This is a genomic window from Streptomyces sp. R11 (genome assembly GCF_041051905.1).
GTDB lineage: Bacteria > Actinomycetota > Actinomycetes > Streptomycetales > Streptomycetaceae > Streptomyces.
Genome location: NZ_CP163432.1, coordinates 1,882,773 through 1,904,528, shown reverse-complemented (window position 1 = coordinate 1,904,528; position 21,756 = coordinate 1,882,773). Strand labels below are relative to the sequence as shown.

The window sequence follows — 21,756 nt, the reverse complement described above, 5'->3', positions numbered from 1 at the left end:
CACGCTACGCGGGCGATGTGCCGGGGGGCCTCTCATTTTCCGGCGGGTACGGGACAATCGGCTTGTGACATTGAAGATCCACATCGACGACAGTGCCGCGCCGTACGAGCAGGTGCGGGCGCAGATCTCGGAGCAGGCACGCTCGGGGGTGCTGCCGGTGGGGTACCGGCTGCCGACCGTACGCGGGCTGGCGGAGTCGCTGGGCCTGGCGGCCAACACGGTCGCCAAGGCGTACCGCGCGCTGGAGAGCGACGGGGTGATCGAGACGCGCGGGCGCAACGGCACGTTCGTGGCCGCGGCGGGCTCCGCGGCGGAACGGGAGCTTGCGGCGGCCGCCCAGACGTACGTCGAGCGTGCTCGTCGGCTGGGGCTGACGCAGGCGGATGCGCTGGCCGCGGTGCAAGATGCCCTGCGGGCGGCCTACAGCGGCTGAGCGCTCCGCCGGAAGTGCGGAGTCGGGCGGGTGGTCGGCCGCGGCGCCGTCGTGGCTGGTCCCGCCGGCACGGCGGAGCCGCGAATCGAACACCGCCCCGCGCCCCTTCCGGGACACCTCCGAACCGGAGTGAACTTCGCCCGACCCGTTTGGTCAGCGCCGTGCCGCGAACTCCGGCGTTCGCGTCACCGTCAGCCCCGCCCGCGCTGCCGCGCGCCCGAAGACCACCGCGTCCGCCACCGCCGCCCCGCCGGGGTCGTTGTTGAAGTACGCGTACATGTCCTCGGCGTCGGACCAGGTCGTCGCGATGCGGTCGACCCAGGTCTCCAGGGAGCGCCGGCCGTAGCGGGGCCAGGGGTGGGCGCGGCCCTCGTGGAAGCGGACGTACCCCCAGTCGGTGGTGCGCCACGGCGGGGTCACCGGGCGGGCCTGGACGTCGGCCCAGCACAGGGCGGCACCCCGGGTCTCCAGCACCTCGCGGGTGCCGGACACCCACCAGGACTCGTGGCGGGGCTCGACCGCGATCCGCGTCCCGGACGGGAAGCAGGACAGGCAGGCGTCGAGGAGGGCGGGGTCGGCGCGCAGGGTCGGCGGGAGTTGGAGGAGGACCGGTCCCAGGCGGTCACCCAGGCCCGCCGCATGGGACATCAGACGGTGGACCGGCTCCTCGGGATCCTTGAGACGTTTGATGTGGGTGAGATAGCGGCTCGCCTTCACCGCGACCACGAAGTCCCCCGGCACCCGCTCACGCCAGGCCTCGAAGTTCTCCCGCGTGGGCAGCCGGTAGAAGGCGTTGTTGATCTCCACCGTGGCGAAGTGCCGCGTGTACTCCTCCAGCCACAGCCGCATGGGCACATCGGCGGGGTAGAGATCACCCCGCCAGTCCCGGTACTGCCACCCCGACGTCCCGACGAACAGGGTCATACGACCATCAAAGCACCCGAAGGCTAGAGGTACAGCCCCGCGTCCGCCCCGTCCCGCGGGTCCGGCAGCGACGTCGGGGACGTGCCGCGCTTCAGCGCGTACAGCTCCGCCAGCGTGGCGCCCTCACGGCCGACGCCCTCCTCCGTGCCGAGCCAGGTGGTCGCCTCCCGGCGCGTCAGCGGACCCACCTCGATGCGGGCCAGACAGCGGCCGGGGCGCACGACGGCGGGGTGGAGGCGCTCCAGGTCCTCGTTGGTGGTGACACCGACCAGGACGTTGCGGCCCTGGCCGAGCAGGCCGTCCGTCAGGTTCAGCAGCCGCGACAGCGCCTGGCCCGCCGTGTGCTTCGCCTCGCCGCGGATCAGCTCGTCGCAGTCCTCCAGGAGCAGCAGCCGCCAGCGGCCCTTGCCCGTCGAGTCCTCCTCGCCGATCGCGATGTCCATCAGATAGCCGACGTCACTGAAGAGCCGCTCCGGGTCGAGGACACAGTCCACCTGGCACCAGTCCCGCCAGGAGCGGGCCAGCGTGCGCAGCGCCGACGTCTTGCCCGTGCCCGGCGGGCCGTGCAGCAGGAGCAGCCGGCCCGCGATGTCCTCCGGGGTCGTCTTCATCAGGCGGTCCATCGCGTCCGCCACCGGCGCGGTGTAGTTGGCCCGCACCTCGTCCCACGTGCCCGCGGAGATCTGCCGGGTCGTGCGGTGCGGGCCGCGCCTGGGGGAGACGTACCAAAAGCCCATGGTGACGTTCTCCGGCTGCGGTTCGGGCTCGTCCGCCGCGCCGTCCGTCGCCTCGCCCAGGACGCGCTCCGCCAGTTCCTCGCTGGTCGCCGTCACCGTGACGTCGGCGCCCCGGTTCCAGCGGGAGATCAGCACGGTCCAGCCGTCGCCCTCCGCCAGCGTCGCGCTGCGGTCGTCGTCACGGGCGGTGCGCAGCACGCGGGCACCCGGCGGCAGGAGCGTCACCCCGGACCGTACGCGGTCGATGTTCGCCGCGTGCGAGTACGGCTGCTCGCCCGTCGCGAAGCGGCCGAGGAACAGCGCGTCGACGACGTCGGACGGCGAGTCGCTGTCGTCGACGTTGAGCCGGATCGGCAGAGCGTCGTGTGGGTTCGCAGACATGCGGCCATGATCCGTCACGCGGCGGGCCCGTGCACCCGGTTTCCATGCCACACCCCGCCAACGGACGATGCCTGCCACCCGGGCCGGCGTGTGCCGGCGCCCCGGTGCGTCCCCTCGACCCTGTTACAGGACCGTGCACTGCCGAAACCTGCCCGCGCGGCTGCCGCCGCCGTTACCGTTGTCCTTGATGGGACGTCATGGGTGGAATTCGGGGGCAGGGCGGTGGCGGCTCACCGCGCTGCTCGGGGTGGGCGCGGCGGCTCTGGCACTGGTGGTGACGCTTCTCAACACGCTGCCGGGCAACGGTGTGAACACCGACGGCACCTCACGCGACGGCGACAAGGTGCACGGCAACCCGACCGCCACGCCCGACGCCGGGAATCCGGAGGTCGGCTGGGGGTTCACGCACACCCAGTACAGCGCCGACGAGGGCGACTCCGCCGCCGTCAAGCGCGTCGAGGGACGGCTCGCGGACGCCGGGGGACTGCCGCAGATCCAGCACATCATGGGCTGGGGCTCCGACAACCCCGAGCCGGTCGAGGGGCGTTACGACTTCGAGGCGATGGACCGCCGTATCGACTTCATCCGCGCCTCCGGCAGCACCCCCGTCGTCACCCTGTGCTGCGCCCCCGACTGGATGAAGGGCGGCAAGGCCGGTGTCGACAACACGAACTGGAGCCAGGCCGCCCTGGAGACGCCGCCCGAGCCCGAGCACTTCGAGGACTTCGCCGCGCTCGCCGTGACCGTCGCCAAGCGCTATCCGGACGTACGGCACTTCATCGTGTGGAACGAGTTCAAGGGCTTCTGGAACGACGCCGAGGCCCGCTGGGACTACGAGGGCTACACCCGGCTCTACAACCTGATCTACAAGGCGCTGAAGAAGGTCAACCCCGACATCATGGTCGGCGGGCCGTACCTCGTCATGGACAGCGTCGACCCGCGTGCGGAGGAGGCCTCGACGGAGCTGAAGGGCTCCTGGGGCGCCATGGACCAGCGCACGATCGACGCCTTCGAGTACTGGAACCGGCACAGGACCGGCGCCGACTTCGTCGTCGTGGACGGCTCCAGCTACACCCGGGACGACGAACTGCTGCCCGACGAGTTCACGGCCACCGACAAGTTCACGGCCGTCAGCCGGTGGGTGCGGCGGCAGACCGGTGACCTGCCGCTGTGGTGGGCCGAGTACTACGTCGAGCCCGCCGACGGCAACGACGACCGCAAGGGCTGGTCCGAGGCCCGCCGGGTCGCCGTACAGGCCACCGGGATGATCGCGCTGGCCAAGGGCGGCGCCTCCTCCGCCTTCTACTGGAACCCGCAGGAGGAGCGGGGCACCGAATGCGCCGGCTGCCTGTGGACGCCGACCGACACCGCGGGCGGCGGCGAGAAGCTGCCCATGTACGACCTGGTCGCCCGCTTCGGCAAGGAGTTCCGGCCGGGCACCGAGTACAGGAAGGTGTCCGTGGACAAGCCCGACGTGCGGGTCCTGGCCACGGACAGGGCGGTCCTCGTCGTGAACACCCTCGACCGGCAGACCAGCGCGAAGATCGACGGCGAGAAGGTCGAGCTGCAGGCGTACGAGGTCAAGTGGCTCAATCGCTGAGCCACTTGACCGTCACCGTCCTCACTTGATCGTCAGGAACCGCTGCACCAGCGAGGCCAGCAGCACCGCCAGCAGGGGCAGCGAGAACCAGAAGCTGCTCTGCAGCCACCGCAGTTGCCGCACGCTGGGCGCCATCGCCACCCGGACGAGCTCGCGGGCCATCAGCAGCACGATCAGCGCGAGCGCCGCGAGCCCCCCGACCACCGACCACGGCGTCCAGGTCACCTGCGGCCCGATCGGCCCGGGATCGGCCTTCGGGACCTCGCCGGCCGGCTGCTTGCGCAGCGCGTACATCGTCACGTCGGCGTTGGCGAAGACCTTCTCCAGCTCCTGACGTTTGTCCAGGTTCTGGATCAGCCGCGGCTCCCAGGTCGCCGAATAGCCCACGTCCATCCGCAGATAGGTGACCTGACCCCGGTTGATCATCAGATACGAGTTCGGGCCCGCGTCCTTGAGCGCCTTGACCAGCCCCGACACCAGCACCGGGTCGGTCGGCGCCAGCGTCGGCAGGTACTCCACCTTCTCCATGTCCTGCGAGCCCCACGGCATCGACGGCGTCACGACGTTGACCGGGTCGTTGCTCAGCCACAGCAGCCGCACCGTCGGATCGTCATGGGCGTACACGTACTCCATGGCGGCGACCTCGCCGGGTCGGATCCGCTCGAACGGCTCGTTGCCCCAGCGGGCCACCAGGAAGCCGCCCATGAGCACCAGGCCCGCCATGAGCGCGGCCAGCGGCGCGAGGCTCACCCGGTCCTTGTCGCGCTCCTTCGCCGTGATGCCGGTGCGCGGGAACAGGGCGAGTCCGGCCAGCAGGGCCGCGCCGGGCAGGGCGAACATGAAGACGCGCAGCGCCATCTCACCGCCGTACGACTGCATGCCGAAGCCCAGGAACGGCACGAAGGTCAGGACGAGCAGCGAGCGCTCCCGGTAGTTGTGGAAGCGCCTGCGCCACCAGCCCCAGCAGGCGAAGGCCATCACACCGCCGGCCAGCAGCACGCGCGTGTAGAGGACGAGTTTGTGCGTCGAACTGCCGCCCTCGATGCGGCCCGACACCGACGACGACACATTGGAGCCGACGCCGCCGACCCCGCCGAAGAGCTCGTCGAAGTGTCCGGACCAGTACGGCTCGGCCATGAAGCCGATCCAGACCGTCACCATGACGCCGAACAGGATCGGCAGGCCGCGCAGTTCGGACTTGCCGATCAGGACGAGCGCCGTCAGCACGCCCAGCATCACGAACGGCGTGAGCTGGTGGGCCGGGACGCTCGCCGCGAACAGGCCGATCACGACCATCAGCAGCACGGCCCGCTGTCGCCGGTCCGTCGGTTCGACCTCGACCTCGCCGGGCCGCCGCTTCGTCCAGATCACGCGTGGCGCGCGGAACCAGACCAGCAGGATCGCCGCGAAGACCAGATACAGCAGATACGTGAAGCCCTGCGGCGAGAAGTAGTCCTGGCCCACCCAGCCGCTGAGCACGAAGATCCAGATACCGGTCCACTTGGCACGCCAGCTCGCCCGCATCGAGCGCACGAGCAGGAACATCGGGACCAGGTAGAGCAGTTGCACGGCCAGCGGCCACCAGCGGATGACCTCGCTGAGATCGCTGACTCCGCAGGCCTTCGCGGCGAACGCGGCCACCGCGAAGAAGCCCGGCCAGCTCCAGCGCGCGTCCAGGTCGGGCACCGCCGACCCGGTGCGGTCGATGTAGTCGAGGAAGCCGAGGTGCTGCCAGGCCGTCGCGAACCGCGGCTCGGTCTCGATCAGGGCGGGCAGGGCGTGCAGCGACACGACCGTCGCGAGCAGCGTGATCAGCAGCAGCGCCCGATGCTCGCGGCCCAGCCACAGCAGCGAGGCGAACACCACCGTCAGCAGCGCGGCCCCGACCAGGGTGGGGAGCGGCAGCACGGAGATCAGGCCGAGCCCGCCCATCTCGTCCAAGTCGGTCTCGCCGAGCCGCAGCGCCGGCACCCAGTACAGCAGCAGCGAGGCGATCAGCAGACAGCCGAGGACGACCCCGATGCGGGTGGGCAGCAGCCGGTCACGCCAGGTGAGCGCGGGCGCCGCGGGCTGTCGTACGGCCTCTTCGTGCATGGGCGGCTCTTCCCGTACGGCAGCCTCCTCGCGCTCCTGCGGTGCGGCCTCGTCGAACGGGGCGTCCACCTCGGCGGGCCCCAGCGACGCCTCCGAGCCGGGCTCCCGCTCTTCGACCGGCAGTCCCACTTCCGGTGTGCGTGCCCAGGCCGGGCGGTGGTCCGGGCGTACCGGCGGGGTGCCCGTGGGCGGTGTACCGGGACCGGGGCGGACATCGGGCCGGCGTTCCAGGTGGTCGAGGTCGACGTGGATGCCGAGGGCGAGCGTGTCGGTGTCGAGCGCCCAGGCGGGCCCCCGCTTGCGCGCCCCCTCGGCCACCTCGCGGGCCCCCAGGTCGGCGAGATCACCGTCGGGAGCCGCGCCCGCAGGAACCTCGGCCGAGGTCGCCCGCACCGTCTTGAACAGCTTGGGCGCGGCGATCGCGACGATCACCGCAAGGGCCACGATCTCGGCGACACCGGCGCCGGTCAGGCCCATGCGGGGGAGCAGCAGCAGCGTCAGACCCAGTACCAGGGCGCACAGCAGGCCCTGCAGCCAGGCCAGTCCGGCGGTGCGGCTCTGCGCGCGCAGGACCGCGAAGTACGTCTCCATCACGACCCGCAGCAGCGCGCCGGCCGCGAACCAGCGCAGCAGCGGTGTGGCCGCGTCCGCGTAGCCCTGGCCGAAGACGCCCAGGATCCAGGGCGCCCCGAAGAACAGGATCGTGGCGACCGGCACCATGATCCGCGCCATGCGCTTCAGCGCCGCACGGGTGTTGGCGGCCAGCCGCCCCGGGTCGTGCGAGCCCTCGACCGTGAGGGAGGCGCCCATGTTGATGGCGAGCAGATTGACCGTGCCGCCGATGGTGGCCGTGATGTAGAAGTACGCGTTGTCCTCGGCGGAGACCTGCGCGGCCACGATCACGGGGATCAGATAGACCACGGCGAGGGAGAACAGGGAGCCGGTGTAGTCGCCGGCCAGGAACTTCCCGATCTCCTTCAGGGACGGGGGACTGATGCGGTCCTCGGTGGCCTTCACATGGCGCGGCACCAGGCGCCGGAACACCAGCCAGCCCAGCGGCAGTACGGACACCGCGATCGCCGCGACCCACGACACGAAGACACCGGCGGTGGGGATCGCCACCGCGAAGGCCACCAGCAGACCCAGCTTCACCGCGGAGAACACGGTGTTGCCGACCGGCACCCACACCGCGCTGCGCAGCCCGGTCAGCACGCCGTCCTGCAGCGTGAGCAGATTCCAGGCGATGACGGCCACGACGAAGAACAGCCCGTTGACCGGCCCGTTCAGGAACCGGTACGACGGCCCCCACAGGTCCAGCGTCAGCAGGAAGACCACCGCGGCCAGGGCCACGACCACGCAACTGCCCGCGTACGTCCGGAAGATCAGGCGAACGCTCGTACGTCCCGCGACCGGGATGAAGCGGGCCAGCGCGCCCGTCAGGGTCACCGCGGTGAGACCCGCGAGGAACTTCATCGCGGCGATCGCGGCGGACCCCTGGCCGACCGCGGACTCGGAGTAGTAGCGGGCGGCGGCCAGCCAGAAGCCGAGCCCCAGTACCGCCGAGACACCGGTGTTGATCATCAGGGCGTAGGCGTTGCGGAACAGCTGACTGCCCCCGGAGGACCCGCCCATGCCGGGCAGGCGAAGGCGGCGCCCCGACTGCTCGGGCGCCGGCGCGTCGGTCGATGCGGGCTCGGTCGTGGTCGTCGTGTCAGACACGGGAACGGATGGCCTTCCGGCGGACCTGTCGGGCTCTGCGGATGACGGCGTACCCCTTGGTGAGGGCACGGTCCCTGGCGAAGGTACGGGCGATCGCACGGCCCTCGACCATCCGCCCGAACTCCTCGATCGAGGTGGTCCGGCGCACGGTCAGGCGGGTGAGCGCGTACGGCCCCTGCCCGCGCCGCGCCAGACCGTTGTTGACGGCGAGCGCCTGGGCGTAACCCGTCTCGCGCACCGCCTCGCGCACCCGGCGGCTGGAGTACCCGTACGGGTAGGCGAACGAGGCCGGGACGGTGCCCAGCCGGTCCGAGATGATCTCCTTGCACAGGATCAGCTCGGAGCGCAGCCCGTCGTCCGGGAGCTGGTCGAGCTGGGGGTGCGTGTGGCTGTGGCCGCCGATCTCGACGTCGGCCTCGGCGAGTTCGCCGACCTGGTCCCAGTCGAGCATGGTGTCCAGGCCGCCGCCCATGTCGTGCGGGCCCTTCAGCCAGCCCGTGGAGACGAACACCGTGGCCGCGAAGCCGTGCTTGGCGAGCACGGGCAGGGCGTGCCGGTGCACGCCCTCGTAGCCGTCGTCGAAGGTGATCAGCACCGGTCGCTCGGGCAAGGGCTTGCCCGAGCGCCAGCGTGCGGCGAGGTCGGCGGTCCTGACGGGCGTGAGGCCCAGATCGCCGATCAGCGCCATCTGCTCCGCGAACGCCTCCGGCGCCACCGACAGATCGCGGGTGGCGTCGTTCGGCGAGGTGGAGACGGCGTGGTACATCAGGATCGGCACGCGCGTGTCGGTCATCTGCTGCCCCCCTCGACGCCGGCTGCCCCCTCGCTGCCGGCTCCCGCTCCGGTCCCCGCCACCGAGTACGCAACGCCGCCCCGGCGGACCCGGACACTCCCCACCACGTACCCACCCGCGGCCGTGAGCACCCCGGCGACGATCGCGCCGGCCCGCCCGGCACCGCCCGGCCGGGCGAGCAGGGCGTCCCGCAGCCCGCGCCCGACCCCGGCCGGCAGGACCCGGGTGGCGTACCGGCGCTCCGACTCGAGTCCCTTGTCGGCCCCGACACTTCGGGCCACCAGCGCCTTCGACAGCCCCTCGGCGTAGGTGCGGGTACGGAAGTACCGGAAGTGCTCGCGCGCCGAGGGCACCCGGTGGTGGATCACCGCGCGGTCGTCGATCAGCAGGACCGCCTCGGGCCGGGCCCGGGTGAGCCGGATGCACAGCTCCGTCTCCTCGCAGCCCAGCGGCAGCCGGTCGCCGTCACGCCCGATGCCGCTGGCGAAGCCGCCCGCGAAGTCGAACGCCGTACGCCGGAAGGAGGCGTTGCCGCCGAGGACGTTGCGCACTTTCACGCGTCCGCGTGGCAGGCCGCGGTAGGTGCAGCCGACCACCCAGTCGAACTCCTCCGGGAACCAGGCCGGCCGCCGCCCCGACGCCCAGATCGGCTCGGTGCGCCCGCCGACGGCCATGACGTGCGGGTCGGCGTACCCGGCCGCGAAGTGCTTCAGCCAGTCCCGCTCGGCCACCGCGTCGTCGTCGAGGAACGCGATGACCTCGCCGTACGAGGCGGCGATGCCGGTGTTGCGCCCCGCGGACAGGCCGCGGGGGCCCGCGTTGGCGAACACCCGCACATCGGTCGCTTCCTTGTACTCCTTGGTCAGCCGGTCCAGGAGCGCCTCGTTGTGGTCGACGACCAGCAGCGTCTCCAGGGCCGGATACGACTGCGCCCGCACCGAGGAGACCGCCGCGAGGATGTCCTCCCAGCGGTCCTCGGTGTACACGCAGATCACGACGGAGATGTCGGGACCGCTCAAGACGCCTCTCCCCGGACCGAGTGAACCGGGTGAGCCGGCTGAACCGACGACACCGAGCCGAGCGTCGGGGAGTGCGCCGCGGCGGTGCGGCGGCGCAGCGCACGCCGGTTGGAGCGCTCCTTGAGGATCACCTTGAGCACCCGCAGCCCGTCCCGCACGGCCCGCAGATTGCTCGTGCCGTGGATGCGGAGGTACTCGTGGCTCGGTATCTCCTGCACCTTCAGGCCCGCCTTGACGACCCGGATGTTCATCAGGGTCTCCACCTCGAAGCCGGTGCAGTCGAGGTCGATCTTGTCGAGGCAGTGCCGCCAGAACGCGTTGTATCCGTAGCAGAGGTCGGTGTAGCGGGCGCCGAACTTGCGGTTGACGGCCGTGCACAGCGCCCAGTTGCCGAGCTTGCGGATCGGCGTCATGTCGTCCGTGCCGCCGCCGTTGGCGAAGCGGGACCCCTTGGCGAAGTCCGCGCCCGAGACCAGGGCGGAGACGTAACTGACGATCTCCTGGCCGTCGGCCGAGCCGTCCGCGTCGACCATCACGATGATGTCGCCGGTGGCCGCCTCGAACCCGGTGATCAGGGCATCCCCCTTGCCCTTGCCGCGCTGCCGCACGACCTTGACGTCAGGCCACAGCTCGCGGGCCACTTCGACGGTGTTGTCGGTGGAGTTGCCGTCGACCAGGACCACTTCGTGTATCCAGTCCGGCAGTGTCTTGAAGACGTACGGAAGGTTCTCCGCCTCGTTCATGGCCGGGATCACCACGCTGACCGGTGGCGCGATGGCCAGGTGCGTGGAGATCGGCCGGTACTTGCCGGCTGTGGACGGACCTTGGTCCGCGACAGCCGGGCGCAGAAAAGAACTCATGAGTCTGGTCCCTCTCGTCCGGTGGACCGCCCGCCCCTGGGCGGCCCGGCATTGTGTCCGGTTCGAAAGGGGGGTTCTCACTTACGGCACGGATGAATGGGATCTCCGTGCACGCATGGTGAGCTGGCATATCTGGCCGACCACCGATAATCGGCAGCCGGTCGCGCGGCACGACTCGGTCACAAGTGCGGACACCGTCACCGAGCACCCCCCTACCGCGCCCCGCGCCGGGACTGTCGCGGTCCTGAGCCCTCCCCTAGAGCCGCTTGCTGACAGTCCGATGCGAGTGAGATGTACGACGGTATTGATGATTGAGACTGTATGGCAAGAGCTGGAACGAGCTCTCACGTTTTTGTTGTTTTTGACCGTAACCGGCCTGGTTGCCTTGATCGTCACCGACGTCCCGAGCGGATCTTCCCCATGCTCTTCAGCAACCGGTCGGCCGGTTCGAACAGCTCCGGCCGTGTCTGGACGGTGTTGCGCAGCGCCCGGACCGGAGCACGGCGTGCCCGGTGCCCGAACGCGACCGGGTGACGCCGGGTCACCCACCCTTCCGACACCAGCAGCTCACGTGTCTTCAGGGAGTCCTTGTACTCCTTCTGGCCCCGGCCGAGGTCGAGATACGCGATGCCGTCGGCGGCGGCGGCCTCGGCCATGCGCAGATGCATGACCAGCCCCGGGGAGTACTTCGAGAACGCCGGGTCGTACGCCGGGAACCAGCAGGCCAGCACCCGCTCGGTGCGCAGCCCGAAGTGCGCCGCGATCGGCTTGCCGCCCGCGTACAGCACCGACAGGATCCCCGCGAACGGCTCGGAACGGGTGTGGAACAGCTGCTCCACCAGTCCCGTGATCCACTCGTGCGAGAACCGGTCGCTGCGCCCGGTCCTGCGGTACTGAGCGGATTTCCAGGCCATCAGCGTGCGCAGGGCCGCCGGATCGCGCTCGTCGTGCACATAGCGCACGCCGTCGTGATCCCGGCCGAGCTTGCGCTCCTTGGCGAGCGTCGACTTCGTGAACTTCGGTGACCGCTCGCGCAGTTGGCTCAGGTACGCCTCGTACCCCTGGTCGATGTCCATGACCGGGGACGGGAACGTGCCGGACGCCGCCTCCTCGAACGCCGCCTGGCCCTCCACCAGGTGGTCGAACTCCCAAACGGCGAGTCCGCACGCCTTCAGCAGCTCCCGCGCGTCCCAGGTGAACCCGGGCCGGTGCACCACCCCCTGGGCGTCGGAGACGCCGAGCCCGATGGCCCGGCCGACTCCGGCCGCCGTCCGCTGGAACGGGAAGTACGCCGCCGGCTCGCCGCCCTCCCGCACGACGGCGATCCGCACCCCGCGCCGGCAGCGGCCGACCGCGAGCGCGAACTCGGGCGAGAGGAAGGGGTTGGCCAGCTCCGGCGAACCCTGAAGATGGGCCTTGGACTGCATCGATGTCCACGCCGCCCGGTCGGCGGAGCTGAGCTCGCCCGGGCGGTACACGCTGATGTTCACGTCAGTCAGTCCGCCTTCGCGTCGTACGGCCGCGCAGCCGCCGCACCAGAACCAGCAGGAGAATGAGGGCGCTGATCGCGGTCACGGCCACGATCCCGCCGCGGACCGACCAGCGGTGCACGGCCAGCATGCCCTGGGCCACCAGCATGTTGACGACGACCGCGCCCGCAACCGCGGCCACGGTTCTGCCGAAGGGTTCCAGTCCGCGCAGCGCCGCGGCGATCGCCACGGCCGGTGCCGCGAGCAGGAAGAACAGCGTGAACGGGCCGCGCAGCGGTGACTGCGAGCCGACGAGCGCGAGAACCGCGCCGAATCCCCCCACGGCCGTCGCGGCGCCGGCGAGCAGCGGTGTCAGGTCCCTCCCCGGTCCTGACCGCTCCCGCTCGGCGTCCTGAGACGCACCTGTCTTGCTACTTAAGGTCTGCATTGGCGACTTTGCCCCCCGAAGCGCCGGATGCCGGGCTTCAATGTCGCTCAGCTTCGTGGGGGCCGTCAAGACGTTCCCCGGAGACGGCGGGCGTCTCCGGGGAACGGTTGGTTCTGGTCGTACGGGTGTGCTGTTACGGGACGAGCTTCAGCAGCCGGTTGGGCGAGCCGGTGCCGGGGCTGGTGACCACGTTGGTGGTGGCGCCGGACGTGAGGGCCGAGGCGACCGTGGCCGGCGTGGCCGAGGTGTGGTTCGCCAGGTAGACCGCCGCCGCGCCCGCGACGTGCGGGGTCGCCATCGACGTACCGGAGATGGTGTTCGTCGCGGTGTCGCTGGTGTACCAGCCGGCCGTGATGGAGGAGCCGGGGGCGAAGATGTCCAGCACCGAGCCGTAGTTGGAGTAGCTCGCCCGGGCGTCCGAGCTGGTGGTGGCGCCGACGGTGATCGCCTCGGTCACGCGGGCCGGGGAGTACGAGGAGGCGTTGGCGCTGCTGTTGCCGGCCGCGACGGCGTAGGTCACGCCGCTGGAGATGGAGTTGCGCACGGCCGTGTCGAGCGAGGTGGAGGCGCCGCCGCCGAGGGACAGGTTGGCGACCGAGGGACCGGAGTGGTTGTTGGTCACCCAGTCGATGCCCGCGATCACGCCCGCGGTGGTGCCGGAGCCCGCGTTGTCGAGCACGCGCACGGCCACGATCTTCGCCTTCTTGGCGACGCCGTAGGTCGAGCCCGCGATGGTGGTCGCCACGTGGGTGCCGTGGCCGTTGCCGTCGGAGGCGGTGGTGTCGCCGTCGACCGCGTCGTAGCCGTAACTGGCACGGCCGCTGATCTGCTGGTGGGTGATGCGCACACCTGTGTCGATGACGTAGGCGGTCACGCCGCTGCCCGCGCTGTCCGGGTAGGTGTACGTGCCGGAGAGCGGAAGCGCGGACTGGTCGATGCGGTCCAGGCCCCAGGGGGCGCTGGTCTGCGTGGTGTCGGCCAGTTGGACGCGCTGGTTCTGCTCGACGGACGCCACGGCCGGGTCGGCGGCGAGTTGTCTGGCCTCGGTCGCGGAGAGGCTGGCGGTGTAGCCGTTCAGCGCCTTGGTGAACGTCTTGCTCACCGAGCCGCCGTACTCCTTGACCAGGTCCTTGCCGGCGGCCGAGGACGCCTTGAGGCCGGCGCTCTTCTTCAGCGTGACGATGTAGCTGTCCTTGATCGCCGTGGGGGAGCCGGCGGCCAGGACCTTCCCCTCGGCCGGGGCGGCCTGGGCGGGGAGGGAGGTGAGTGCGCCGACGAGGGCGGCGGTCGTCAGGCCGGTTATCGCGGCGAACCGGAGCTTGTTGCTACGCAGTTGTGCCATTACGAGGGAGTCCTCCTCAAGGCGGTGCGCAGGTGGTGCGCGCACATGTGGGGGGTGCGTGCGCGGTCGCACGCACGGCCCTGGAACGGCGCGTTCCTGTTCCGGGGCCGAGGTAAAGGATCTGTGGTCCCCGAGGTGACGGACAAGGGAGTTGACGGTCTGTCAACAATCCTGTCATGCACACGAAATGGAACACATGGCGAACCCGCAGGGTGGAGGTCGTGATGACCGGGAAAGTCTTGGCATGGACACTTCCCGTCAACACGCGTAGTTGGTACGACGGTTAAGGCAGAGATCCTGCTATAGGGAGGTTCCATGAGACGTTCCCGACTTTCCGTATACGTCGCCTCACTCCTCCTCGCCGTCGGCACGGCCCTCACCGGGGCCGCGACAGCGCAGGCCGCCGACAGCGCCGCCGCAGGCGGCTTCGTGGCCCTCGGCGACTCCTACTCCTCGGGCCTCGGCGCGGGCAGCTACATCGGCTCCAGCGGCGACTGCAAGCGCAGCACGAAGGCGTACCCGTACCTCTGGGCCGCCGCGAACTCACCCTCGTCATTCGACTTCACGGCATGCTCGGGCGCTCAAACGGGTGATGTCACGGCCAGTCAGCTCGGCCCGCTCAGCTCCGCCACCGCACTCGTGTCCATCTCCATCGGCGGCAACGACGCCGGCTTCGCGGACATCATGACGACCTGTGTGCTCCAGGGCGACAGCGCCTGCGTCTCCCGCATCAACACCGCGAAGGCGTTCGTCGACTCGACGCTGCCCGGCAGGCTCGACAACGTGTACACGGCCATCCGCACCAAGGCCCCGTCCGCCCATGTGGTCGTGCTCGGCTACCCCCGCTTCTACAAGCTGGGCGCGTCGGGCTGCATCGGCCTGTCCGAGACCAAGCGCAGGGCGCTCAACGACGCCGCCGACTACATCAACGCCGCCACCGAGAAGCGTGCCCTGGACCACGGGTTCACCTTCGGCGACGTACGGCCCACCTTCACCGGGCACGAGCTGTGCTCCGGCAGTTCATGGATGCACTCCGTGAACTGGCTCAACATCCCGGAGTCGTACCACCCGACGGCCGCGGGCCAGTCGGGTGGTTATCTGCCGGTTCTGAACGCCGCGGCCTGAACCTAGGAGCCGGGCGATCCGGTAGGCGTTGGTGAGACCCCGTCCGTCGGGGTCTCCGTCTCACAGGTCACCGAGAACGGCACCGAGTTGGACTTCGTCTCCACCGGGTCGCGCACCTCGACACTGATCTCGTTCTCGAACGTCCCGCTGTCGTCGTACGTCGTCACGAAGGCCCTGTCCTGCTTGGTCCGCCCCCCGCCCTCCGGGAAGGACAGGGTCTTCCAGCCCTGGTCCATGACCTCGCCGTCCTGCGACACCCAGCGATAGCTGACCTGGGCCGGCAGCCGCCCCACCGTGAACGTCGCCGTGAAGGCGGGTGCCTGGCCGTCCGGCGGCGGACAGGACCCGGAGTACTCGGTGTCGGCGCCCGCCAGCGACACCTTCACGGACTGCGGCGCGGGAGTCGTACGACTGCTGCTCGGACTGGGCGTCGGAGTCCGGCCCCCGTCGGTCGCGTCCTCGTCGTCCGTCTCGGTCGGTGAAGTCCCCTCGCCCGTCTGGGTGGTGGTGGTCTCCTGGCCGCCCGCGTCCCCGCCGTTGCCGTCCCCGCGGTTGAGGAGGGCGTACGTCAGCCCTGCCACTGCCAGTGCGATGGCGGCGATGCCCGCGATCAGCGCGATGGCGGCGCGACGGTTGCGCTCGGGCCGGACGGGAGCGGTGTGCGGGCCGGACGCGGCGGCCGCCGTGGGCCGAGTGGGGCCGGGCGGCGGTACAGGGGCCGTGGGGGCGGTCTGCGGCGGAGTCCGGTGGGCCGCGATGGTCGGTGTGTACGGAGTCGCCTGTACGGCGCCCGCGCGCGGTGTCCCTCCAGCACCGATGACCCGCAGGTCCTGTTCGGCCCGGTCGGCAGGCAGCCGCTCGGCCGGGTCCTTGCGCAGGAGGCCCTCGATGACGGGGGCGAGCGGTCCGGCCCGGTGGGGCGGGGGCAGCTCCTCGTCGACGATCGCGCGCAGTGTGCTGAGCGGGGTGGTCTGGCGGAACGGGGAGTTGCCCTCCACCGCCGCGTACAGAAGCACGCCGAGGGACCACAGGTCGGACTCCGGGCCCGGCGTGCGGCCCAGCGCCCGCTCCGGGGCGAGGAACTCGGGGGAGCCGATGACCTCGCCGGTCATCGTCAGCGCGGAGCTGCCCTCGACCATGGCGATACCGAAGTCGGTCAGGACGACCCGGCCGTCGTTCGACAGCAGCACGTTCGCCGGCTTCACGTCCCGGTGCAGCACCCCGGCCTCGTGCGCGGCCCGCAGCGCGGACAGCACCTCGGCGCCGATGTGCGCGACGCGCTGAGGGCTCAGCGGGCCCTCGGCGTCCAGCAGCTCGGCCAGCGAGATGCCGCGAACCAGCTCCATCACGATCCAGGGGCGGCCGTCCTGCGTGGCCACGTCGTACACCGTGACGACATTGCGGTTGGCGACCCGCGCCGCCGCCCACGCCTCGCGCTCCAGCCGGGCGTACATCCGCTCGACCTCCGGGCCCGGCAGCCCGTGCGGCGCGCGCACCTCCTTGACCGCGACCTCGCGGTGCAGCAGCTCGTCGCGGGCCCGCCACACGGTGCCCATGCCGCCCTCGCCGAGCGGGGACAGAAGGCGGTAGCGGCCCGCGATCAGACGTTCACTGCCCGGTTCTTCGGACACGGGCGTCCCCCATTCGCATCCGAGCGAAATCTGCACTCCGCGTGATTTCTCCACAAAAGTAGCTCAGCCGAGTGCGGATGCCGCCCCCTGGAGAACCAATCCGGCCCCGATCAGCACGACGAGCACCGCGGATCCCAGTGGAGCGGTCCTGCGGACGAAGACCGTCAGGGGGTGCGCCATCCAGCGGGGCTGCCTGTCCAGCACCCGCGTCACTCCCGTACCCAGCCTCACGACGGCGAACCCGGCCGCGGTGAGGGTGAGCGCGAGCCCGACGCCGTACGCGACGACGAGCAGCAGCCCGAACCACGCCTTCCCGAGCGCCGCCGCGCCGACGAGCACGACGACCGCGGAGGGGCTGGGCACGAGCCCACCGGCGAATCCGAGCAGGATCGTGCCGCGCAGGGTGGGGGCGGTGGAGTGGGTGTGGGTGAAACCGCCATGGGTGTGGGTGAGAGGGCCGCGGGTGCGGGGGTGACCGTGCGTGTGGGGGTGGTCGTGACCGTGGTCGTGCTCGTGTCCCTGCTGGTGGGTGTGGCCGGCGGGGGCGTGCGCATGGACGTGTCCGTGCGTGGGAGTGGCCGTCGGTGTCGCGGTGTGGGCGGCGACCAGGACTGGTTGGCGCTCGTGGGTGTGGTCGGCCTCGTCGGTGTGCTCGTGTCCGTCGGTGTGGTCGTGCGGGTGGGTGTGGTCGTCGTGCTCGTGCCCGTGGGGATGGTCATGGTCGTGCGCGTGTTCGTGCCCGTGCGTGTGGAGGCGGCCGTGGCCCCGGATGTGCCAGGCCCGGCGTACGAGTGTCGCGCCCGCCGCGATCACCAGGGCGCCGCTCGCGATGCCCAGCCAGGTGATGACCGAGGGTGCCGCCGCCGAACCGGCGGTGACCAGGAGGCCGAGAGCGACCACGCCCAGGGTGTGCGTGACCGTCACCGAGGCGGCCAGGGGCAGGACGTCCTTCATCCGGGCGCGGCCGCCGCGGGCCGCCGCCACCGCCGCCATCAAGGTCTTGCCGTGGCCCGGCGCGAGTGCGTGCATCGCGCCGAGGAAGATCGCCAGGAGCAGCGCGAGGGCGGCGAAGCCGACGGTCAGGTCGTGGCGGGAGACCAGGCCGTCCAGGGCACGCGTCCAGCGGTCGGCTCCGCGCGGCAGGACGGAGGACGCGGGGGCGTTCTGTTCCGCCTCGGCGAGGGCCGGTCCGCCGGGGCGCACCCGCAGGGACGCGGCCGTGGTGTCCGCCGGAGAGGAGAGCAACTCCTCCGGATACTCGGTCAGTTCGCGGGAGACCGACTCCTTCGGCACGTCCGAGGCGGTGAGCGTCATACGGTCGCCACGTGCCGTGATCTCCCGCCAGCCGGGGCCGGACTCCGCGCCCGCGCCGCGGAAGCCGAGTTCGAGTGCGGCGTCGCCGGCGTTCTCGGGCAGCGGCGCCGTCAGCCGGCACTCGACGCGAAGGGTGTCGAGCCCCGCCTGACCGGGCCGCACGCGCGCGTGGCTGCTGTTCAGCGCCAGTTCGACCGTACGGCCGTCCACGGTGACATCGCTGCCCCGCACGGCGTCCTCGCACCGCTGCCGGGCCCATGCCGTCATGCCGGCCTTCTCGATGTCCGGCTCGGCCTGGGTCGCCGGAATCTCGGCGAGGTCCTCGACGTGATGGACGCGCAGTTCGCCCGGGGTGGCGACGAGGCCGTCGTAGCGGTTGACGGTGAAGTTGCCGAGGGGGTGCGCGCTCGCGGGAGGGGAGGAGAACAGCGCGAGCGCGCAGGCCGCCGTGAGGACGGCGGCGCAGGAGGCGAGCGGACGACGGAGGGTCACTTGGCCGCCTTCGGGTTCTTGAGGGCCGTACGGGCTTCCTCGGCGCCCAGCGGCGAGAAGCCGGGGTTCAGCTTCAGCGCGGCCCGGAGGTGCTCGCGGGCGTTGTCCGCGTTGCCCGTGGCGCGCTCGATGATCCCGCGGTGGTACAGGAACGCGGCGCTGCGGTAGCCGGTGGCCGTGGCCCTGCGGGCGTAGGGCAGGGCTTCCTCGTCCTTGCCGTTGACGTGCAGTGCCCAGGCGAGGGCGTCCGCGGTGTGCACGGTGTGGCGGCGGTTCCACTCGGCGCGGGCGGCGCGCAGGGCGGAGGCCTTGTCGCCGTGGTCGGCCGCCGCGAGGGCGGTGTCGAGGTCGGCGTTGACGCCGTTGGCGCGGGCGAGTGCCGTCCAGGCGTCGACGAGGGCGTACTGGTCGTCGGCCTTGGTCCGGTCGCCGGCCGCCTCGTGCAGCTCGCCGAGTTCGACGAGCGGGCCCGGGAGCGGGTACCGGGACACGACGTCCTTCAGTGCCTTGATCGCGCCGGCCCTGTCGCCGCTCGCGGCCTGTGCGCGGGCGCGTCCTTCGAGCGCGGGGACGTAGTTGTCGTCGGCGGCGAGGGCGCGGGCGTAGTGGGTGAGGGCGGTGTCGTAGTCGCCCTGGTTCCAGGCGAGTTGGCCGAGCTGGGTGGCGACGAAGGCGATGTCGCCGGGGGCCACTGCGGAGGAGAGCGCCTGCTGCAGCACGCGCTCGGCCGTGGTCACGTCGCCGCGCAGTTCGCGCACATACGCGTACCGCGTGAAGACCGGGACGCCCGGGCGGCGGTCGTCGGCGGTGTCGGCCGCCTTGGCGGCATCGGGGTAGCGGCCGAGTTCGACGAGGGCGTCGATGCGGGTGCACAGGGCGCGTTCGCTGTAGGGATTGATCTTCAGGGCCTGGTCGGCGTACTTCAGGGCGTCCTCGAAGTCGTGGCGCGCGGCGGCGAGGGCGGCCCGGCCGGCCAGGGCTTGGTCGTTGTCGGGGTCCAGCTCCAGTGAGCGCTTGAAGGCCTGCTCGGCCTGGGGATAGCGGGAGGGGTCGCCCTTCGTGCGGGCCTGCTCGACGTAGGCGAGGCCCAGGGTGGCCCAGCTGCCGAAGTCCTTCGGCTGGTCGTGCAGGTGGGCCTGGAGGGATGAGATGCCCGAGTCGAGGTCGCCGGTGGCGAGGAGGCCCGGCGACACTGCGGCCGCCGCCGGGGCGAGGCTCTGGCTCGCGTTGTCGCGGGCGGCGCCGAGGGCGATCGAGCCGGCGGTGAGTGCCACGGCCAGCAGGGTGGCGCAGCCGGCGAGGTGGAGCGTGCGGCTGCGGCGGGCGGCTGCGGCGGCGCGACGCAGTGCGGCTGTGCGGGTTTCGCCCCCGCCGCCCCTGCCCTTCCCGTCCTCCAGGGGATCCGCCCCTTCGACCCCGCTGGGAGCTGCCGCCCCAAGACCCCCGCTTCGGCCCTGAACGGGCCTCGTCCTCAAACGCCGAACGGGCTGAAAGGCTTGCCGTGCCCGCCGTACGGCGGCCACGCGCTGCTCCTCGTTCTCCGGCGCGCTGTCGTTCGTACGCGAGGCCATGCCCTCTCCTCAATCGGCTTTCCTGCGACGGTGGTTGCTGCGTGCGGCGGCGCGGCCCGCGCCGTGGGGGATGAGTACTGCGCGGGCCGCGCCAGTTGGGGGGGGTACGGAGCGCCTAGTACGCCCGGTCCCGCATCCGGCGCCACCACAGCAGGGCCCCGCCGATCAGCAGGATGCCCAGCGCTCCGGCGCCTGCCGAACCGGCGATCAGCGTCATGTCGTCCGTCCCGCCGGAGGCCCCCGCCGGCTGCAGCGCGTCGCCGAGCTGGCTGCGGACGTCCGTCTCGCCGTCCGTGCCCTTGGCGAGCGGGCCGCGGGAACCCTCGGTCGGGAGGGCGACGTACGGGAAGGCCTTCTCGAAGTCCTTGTCGTTCTTGTCGACGGCGTCGCCCAGGTCGTTCTTGGCGCCGAGCAGTTCACCCTCGACGACCTGGAGCGAGGCGTCGATCACGTCGTCGGTGAGGCGACGGCCGTTCGGGAAGCCGGCGTTGTCGCCGTCGAGGACACCGAGCCGCTTGGGTTCGGCGGTCGGCTTGATCGAGGTGTTCAGGCGCAGCATCTCCGAAGGCGTGACGTGCGGGGGCTGGTTGAGGCCCTTCACGCCCTTGAGGAAGACGTCGACGAGGTCGTTGCGCGGCTCGTCGGGCGCCGGGATCTTGTAGATCGCCTCGATGAGCTTCGGCAGCTCCGGGTTGGTGACGTTCTTCAGGAACTGGGCGTCCTCCCAGGGCGAGGACGCGTTGAACTTGTCCTTGTCCTTGATGGGGTTGACGACCTCGTTGACCAGCGGGCTGCCCAGGCGCGAGACCTGCTCGAAGTGGCCCTGCGCGTTCTTGCGCTGGGTCGTCGACCAGATGCCGACGATCGGCTGGTCCGCCGATTCGGCGATCATGTGGCTCGGGACCTGAAGGGCGATGGAGTTGACGTTGTAGCCCTTGAGCGTGTCGTTGCCGACCTCGGAGAGGTTCCCGCCGTACAGCAGGTCGAAGACGCGCAGGTCCAGGAAGAACGGGTCGTCGGCCTGCCCGGCGAACGAAGTGGCGTCGCCCGCGAGCTTGTGCACGGCCTGTTCGCGCAGCTTGGCGTAGTCCGGCATCGACGCCTTGCCGACGTTCGACGGCGCCACCGGTACGTCGTTGGCGACCTTCGTCTTCGACACCAGGTGCTGGTCCTTGAGCTTGAGCAGCTCGACGTCGTACGTCTGTGTGATGTTGAGGTCGGGGTCGTCCAGACTCTCGACCGGACCCGTGTTGTACAGGAACGTCTTCTTGTTCTTGACGTGCGTCTTGAAGGTGAAGCGGTACAGCAGCTCGCCCTGCGCGTCACCGTTGTTGTCGATGTGGATGTCGTACTGGGCGTCCTCGGCGAACGTGAAGAAGTTCGGTCCGCCGGCGGGCTCCTCGAACGGTATCCAGTTCGCGACGATCGTCGTCGTGTCCGGCTTGTCCGGGCTGACGAACGCGTACACGTCCGTGTTGTCGTACTGCGGAGTCCCCGAGATCAGCGGGGCCTCGCGGTGGCTGGAGGCGGAGGCCGCCCCCGGTTCCAGCGCGGTCACGCCGGCGGCTGCGAGCCCCCCGGCGGCCAGCGCACCGCATACGAGGGTCGCGAGGCCCTTGCGTCCCGCACCGCTCCTGGAATTAGGTGTCATGCCGTCCGTCCTCAGTGCCAACTTGCCTGACGCACCGGGATTCGGAGCCGGGGGCGGGCCGGATTGGTCGATCTCGAAAACAAATTTTTCGGCCGCTCGACCCGCTTTTTCGGTCCGTTGATCCGTAACCCCATCCGGAGGTGTGTTCGTTGC

16 protein-coding genes are annotated in these 21,756 nt (G+C 71.0%); 3 read left to right on the top strand and 13 right to left on the bottom strand.

What is annotated here, in order from left to right; translation table 11 throughout:
- Nucleotides 1-64: 64 nt before the first annotated feature.
- Nucleotides 65-433 carry a GntR family transcriptional regulator gene (locus AB5J55_RS08645; RefSeq protein WP_369270085.1) on the top strand — a complete coding sequence of 123 codons (369 nt, stop codon included), beginning with the start codon at nt 65-67 and terminating at the stop codon, nt 431-433.
- Between the two features lie 153 nt (nt 434-586).
- Here the strand turns inward: AB5J55_RS08645 and AB5J55_RS08640 are convergent, their stop codons facing one another.
- Complete coding sequence (locus AB5J55_RS08640; protein ID WP_369270084.1) at nt 587-1,357, bottom strand: DUF72 domain-containing protein; 771 nt, start codon at nt 1,355-1,357, stop codon at nt 587-589.
- Between the two features lie 23 nt (nt 1,358-1,380).
- On the bottom strand, nt 1,381-2,493 hold the full coding sequence (locus AB5J55_RS08635; RefSeq protein ID WP_369270083.1) for a DUF5925 domain-containing protein: 1,113 nt from the start codon (nt 2,491-2,493) through the stop codon (nt 1,381-1,383).
- Nucleotides 2,494-2,662: 169 nt separating this feature from the next.
- Between AB5J55_RS08635 and AB5J55_RS08630 the strand changes: the two genes are divergently transcribed.
- Entirely contained in the window at nt 2,663-4,075 is a 1,413-nt protein-coding gene (locus AB5J55_RS08630) for a xylan 1,4-beta-xylosidase (protein ID WP_369270082.1), read from the top strand.
- Between the two features lie 21 nt (nt 4,076-4,096).
- Here AB5J55_RS08630 and AB5J55_RS08625 read toward each other — a convergent pair whose 3' ends face one another.
- From AB5J55_RS08625 to AB5J55_RS08595, 7 genes are all read right to left on the bottom strand, one after another.
- Nucleotides 4,097-7,888 (bottom strand): lipopolysaccharide biosynthesis protein, encoded by a 3,792-nt coding sequence (locus AB5J55_RS08625; protein ID WP_369270081.1) that lies wholly within the window; start codon nt 7,886-7,888, stop codon nt 4,097-4,099.
- Nucleotides 7,881-8,681, bottom strand: a complete 801-nt coding sequence (locus AB5J55_RS08620; RefSeq protein ID WP_369270080.1) for a polysaccharide deacetylase family protein — start codon at nt 8,679-8,681, stop codon at nt 7,881-7,883. Before AB5J55_RS08620 ends, AB5J55_RS08625 begins: the two co-directional genes overlap by 8 nt.
- Entirely contained in the window at nt 8,678-9,700 is a 1,023-nt protein-coding gene (locus AB5J55_RS08615) for a glycosyltransferase family 2 protein (protein WP_369270079.1), read from the bottom strand. The genes AB5J55_RS08620 and AB5J55_RS08615 overlap by 4 nt, the downstream gene beginning before the upstream one ends.
- Complete coding sequence (locus AB5J55_RS08610; RefSeq protein ID WP_369270078.1) at nt 9,697-10,560, bottom strand: glycosyltransferase family 2 protein; 864 nt, start codon at nt 10,558-10,560, stop codon at nt 9,697-9,699. Before AB5J55_RS08610 ends, AB5J55_RS08615 begins: the two co-directional genes overlap by 4 nt.
- 392 nt (nt 10,561-10,952) lie before the next feature.
- Nucleotides 10,953-12,050 carry a GNAT family N-acetyltransferase gene (locus AB5J55_RS08605; protein ID WP_369270077.1) on the bottom strand — a complete coding sequence of 366 codons (1,098 nt, stop codon included), beginning with the start codon at nt 12,048-12,050 and terminating at the stop codon, nt 10,953-10,955.
- Between the two features lies 1 nt (nt 12,051).
- Nucleotides 12,052-12,477: a hypothetical protein gene (locus AB5J55_RS08600; protein ID WP_369270076.1), complete on the bottom strand. Its 426-nt coding sequence runs from the start codon at nt 12,475-12,477 to the stop codon at nt 12,052-12,054.
- A gap of 133 nt (nt 12,478-12,610) precedes the next feature.
- Nucleotides 12,611-13,819 (bottom strand): S8 family peptidase, encoded by a 1,209-nt coding sequence (locus AB5J55_RS08595; RefSeq protein ID WP_369270075.1) that lies wholly within the window; start codon nt 13,817-13,819, stop codon nt 12,611-12,613.
- 315 nt (nt 13,820-14,134) lie between these two features.
- Between AB5J55_RS08595 and AB5J55_RS08590 the strand changes: the two genes are divergently transcribed.
- The gene (locus AB5J55_RS08590; RefSeq protein WP_369270074.1) at nt 14,135-14,944 is read left to right on the top strand and encodes an SGNH/GDSL hydrolase family protein; all 810 of its coding nucleotides are present in this window, start codon (nt 14,135-14,137) and stop codon (nt 14,942-14,944) included.
- A 2-nt stretch (nt 14,945-14,946) separates the two neighbouring features.
- Here AB5J55_RS08590 and AB5J55_RS08585 read toward each other — a convergent pair whose 3' ends face one another.
- From AB5J55_RS08585 to AB5J55_RS08570, 4 genes are all read right to left on the bottom strand, one after another.
- Nucleotides 14,947-16,575: a serine/threonine-protein kinase gene (locus AB5J55_RS08585; protein ID WP_369270073.1), complete on the bottom strand. Its 1,629-nt coding sequence runs from the start codon at nt 16,573-16,575 to the stop codon at nt 14,947-14,949.
- Between the two features lie 63 nt (nt 16,576-16,638).
- Nucleotides 16,639-18,381: a nickel transporter gene (locus AB5J55_RS08580; protein WP_369270072.1), complete on the bottom strand. Its 1,743-nt coding sequence runs from the start codon at nt 18,379-18,381 to the stop codon at nt 16,639-16,641.
- Nucleotides 18,378-19,952, bottom strand: coding sequence for a tetratricopeptide repeat protein (locus AB5J55_RS08575; protein WP_369270071.1), 1,575 nt, complete (start codon nt 19,950-19,952; stop codon nt 18,378-18,380). The genes AB5J55_RS08580 and AB5J55_RS08575 overlap by 4 nt, the downstream gene beginning before the upstream one ends.
- Before the next feature lie 115 nt (nt 19,953-20,067).
- Nucleotides 20,068-21,603, bottom strand: a complete 1,536-nt coding sequence (locus AB5J55_RS08570) for a DUF4331 domain-containing protein (protein ID WP_369270070.1) — start codon at nt 21,601-21,603, stop codon at nt 20,068-20,070.
- Nucleotides 21,604-21,756: the final 153 nt, after the last annotated feature.

What these genes read in the sequence shown, in the direction of transcription:
- AB5J55_RS08595 (WP_369270075.1), bottom strand. Translation starts at nt 13,819, where the DNA reads ATGGCACAACTGCGTAGCAACAAGCTCCGGTTCGCCGCGATAACCGGC.
- AB5J55_RS08610 (WP_369270078.1), bottom strand. Translation starts at nt 10,560, where the DNA reads ATGAGTTCTTTTCTGCGCCCGGCTGTCGCGGACCAAGGTCCGTCCACA.
- AB5J55_RS08630 (WP_369270082.1), top strand. Translation starts at nt 2,663, where the DNA reads ATGGGACGTCATGGGTGGAATTCGGGGGCAGGGCGGTGGCGGCTCACC.
- AB5J55_RS08640 (WP_369270084.1), bottom strand. Translation starts at nt 1,357, where the DNA reads ATGACCCTGTTCGTCGGGACGTCGGGGTGGCAGTACCGGGACTGGCGG.
- AB5J55_RS08620 (WP_369270080.1), bottom strand. Translation starts at nt 8,681, where the DNA reads ATGACCGACACGCGCGTGCCGATCCTGATGTACCACGCCGTCTCCACC.
- AB5J55_RS08600 (WP_369270076.1), bottom strand. Translation starts at nt 12,477, where the DNA reads ATGCAGACCTTAAGTAGCAAGACAGGTGCGTCTCAGGACGCCGAGCGG.
- AB5J55_RS08575 (WP_369270071.1), bottom strand. Translation starts at nt 19,952, where the DNA reads ATGGCCTCGCGTACGAACGACAGCGCGCCGGAGAACGAGGAGCAGCGC.
- AB5J55_RS08570 (WP_369270070.1), bottom strand. Translation starts at nt 21,603, where the DNA reads ATGACACCTAATTCCAGGAGCGGTGCGGGACGCAAGGGCCTCGCGACC.
- AB5J55_RS08590 (WP_369270074.1), top strand. Translation starts at nt 14,135, where the DNA reads ATGAGACGTTCCCGACTTTCCGTATACGTCGCCTCACTCCTCCTCGCC.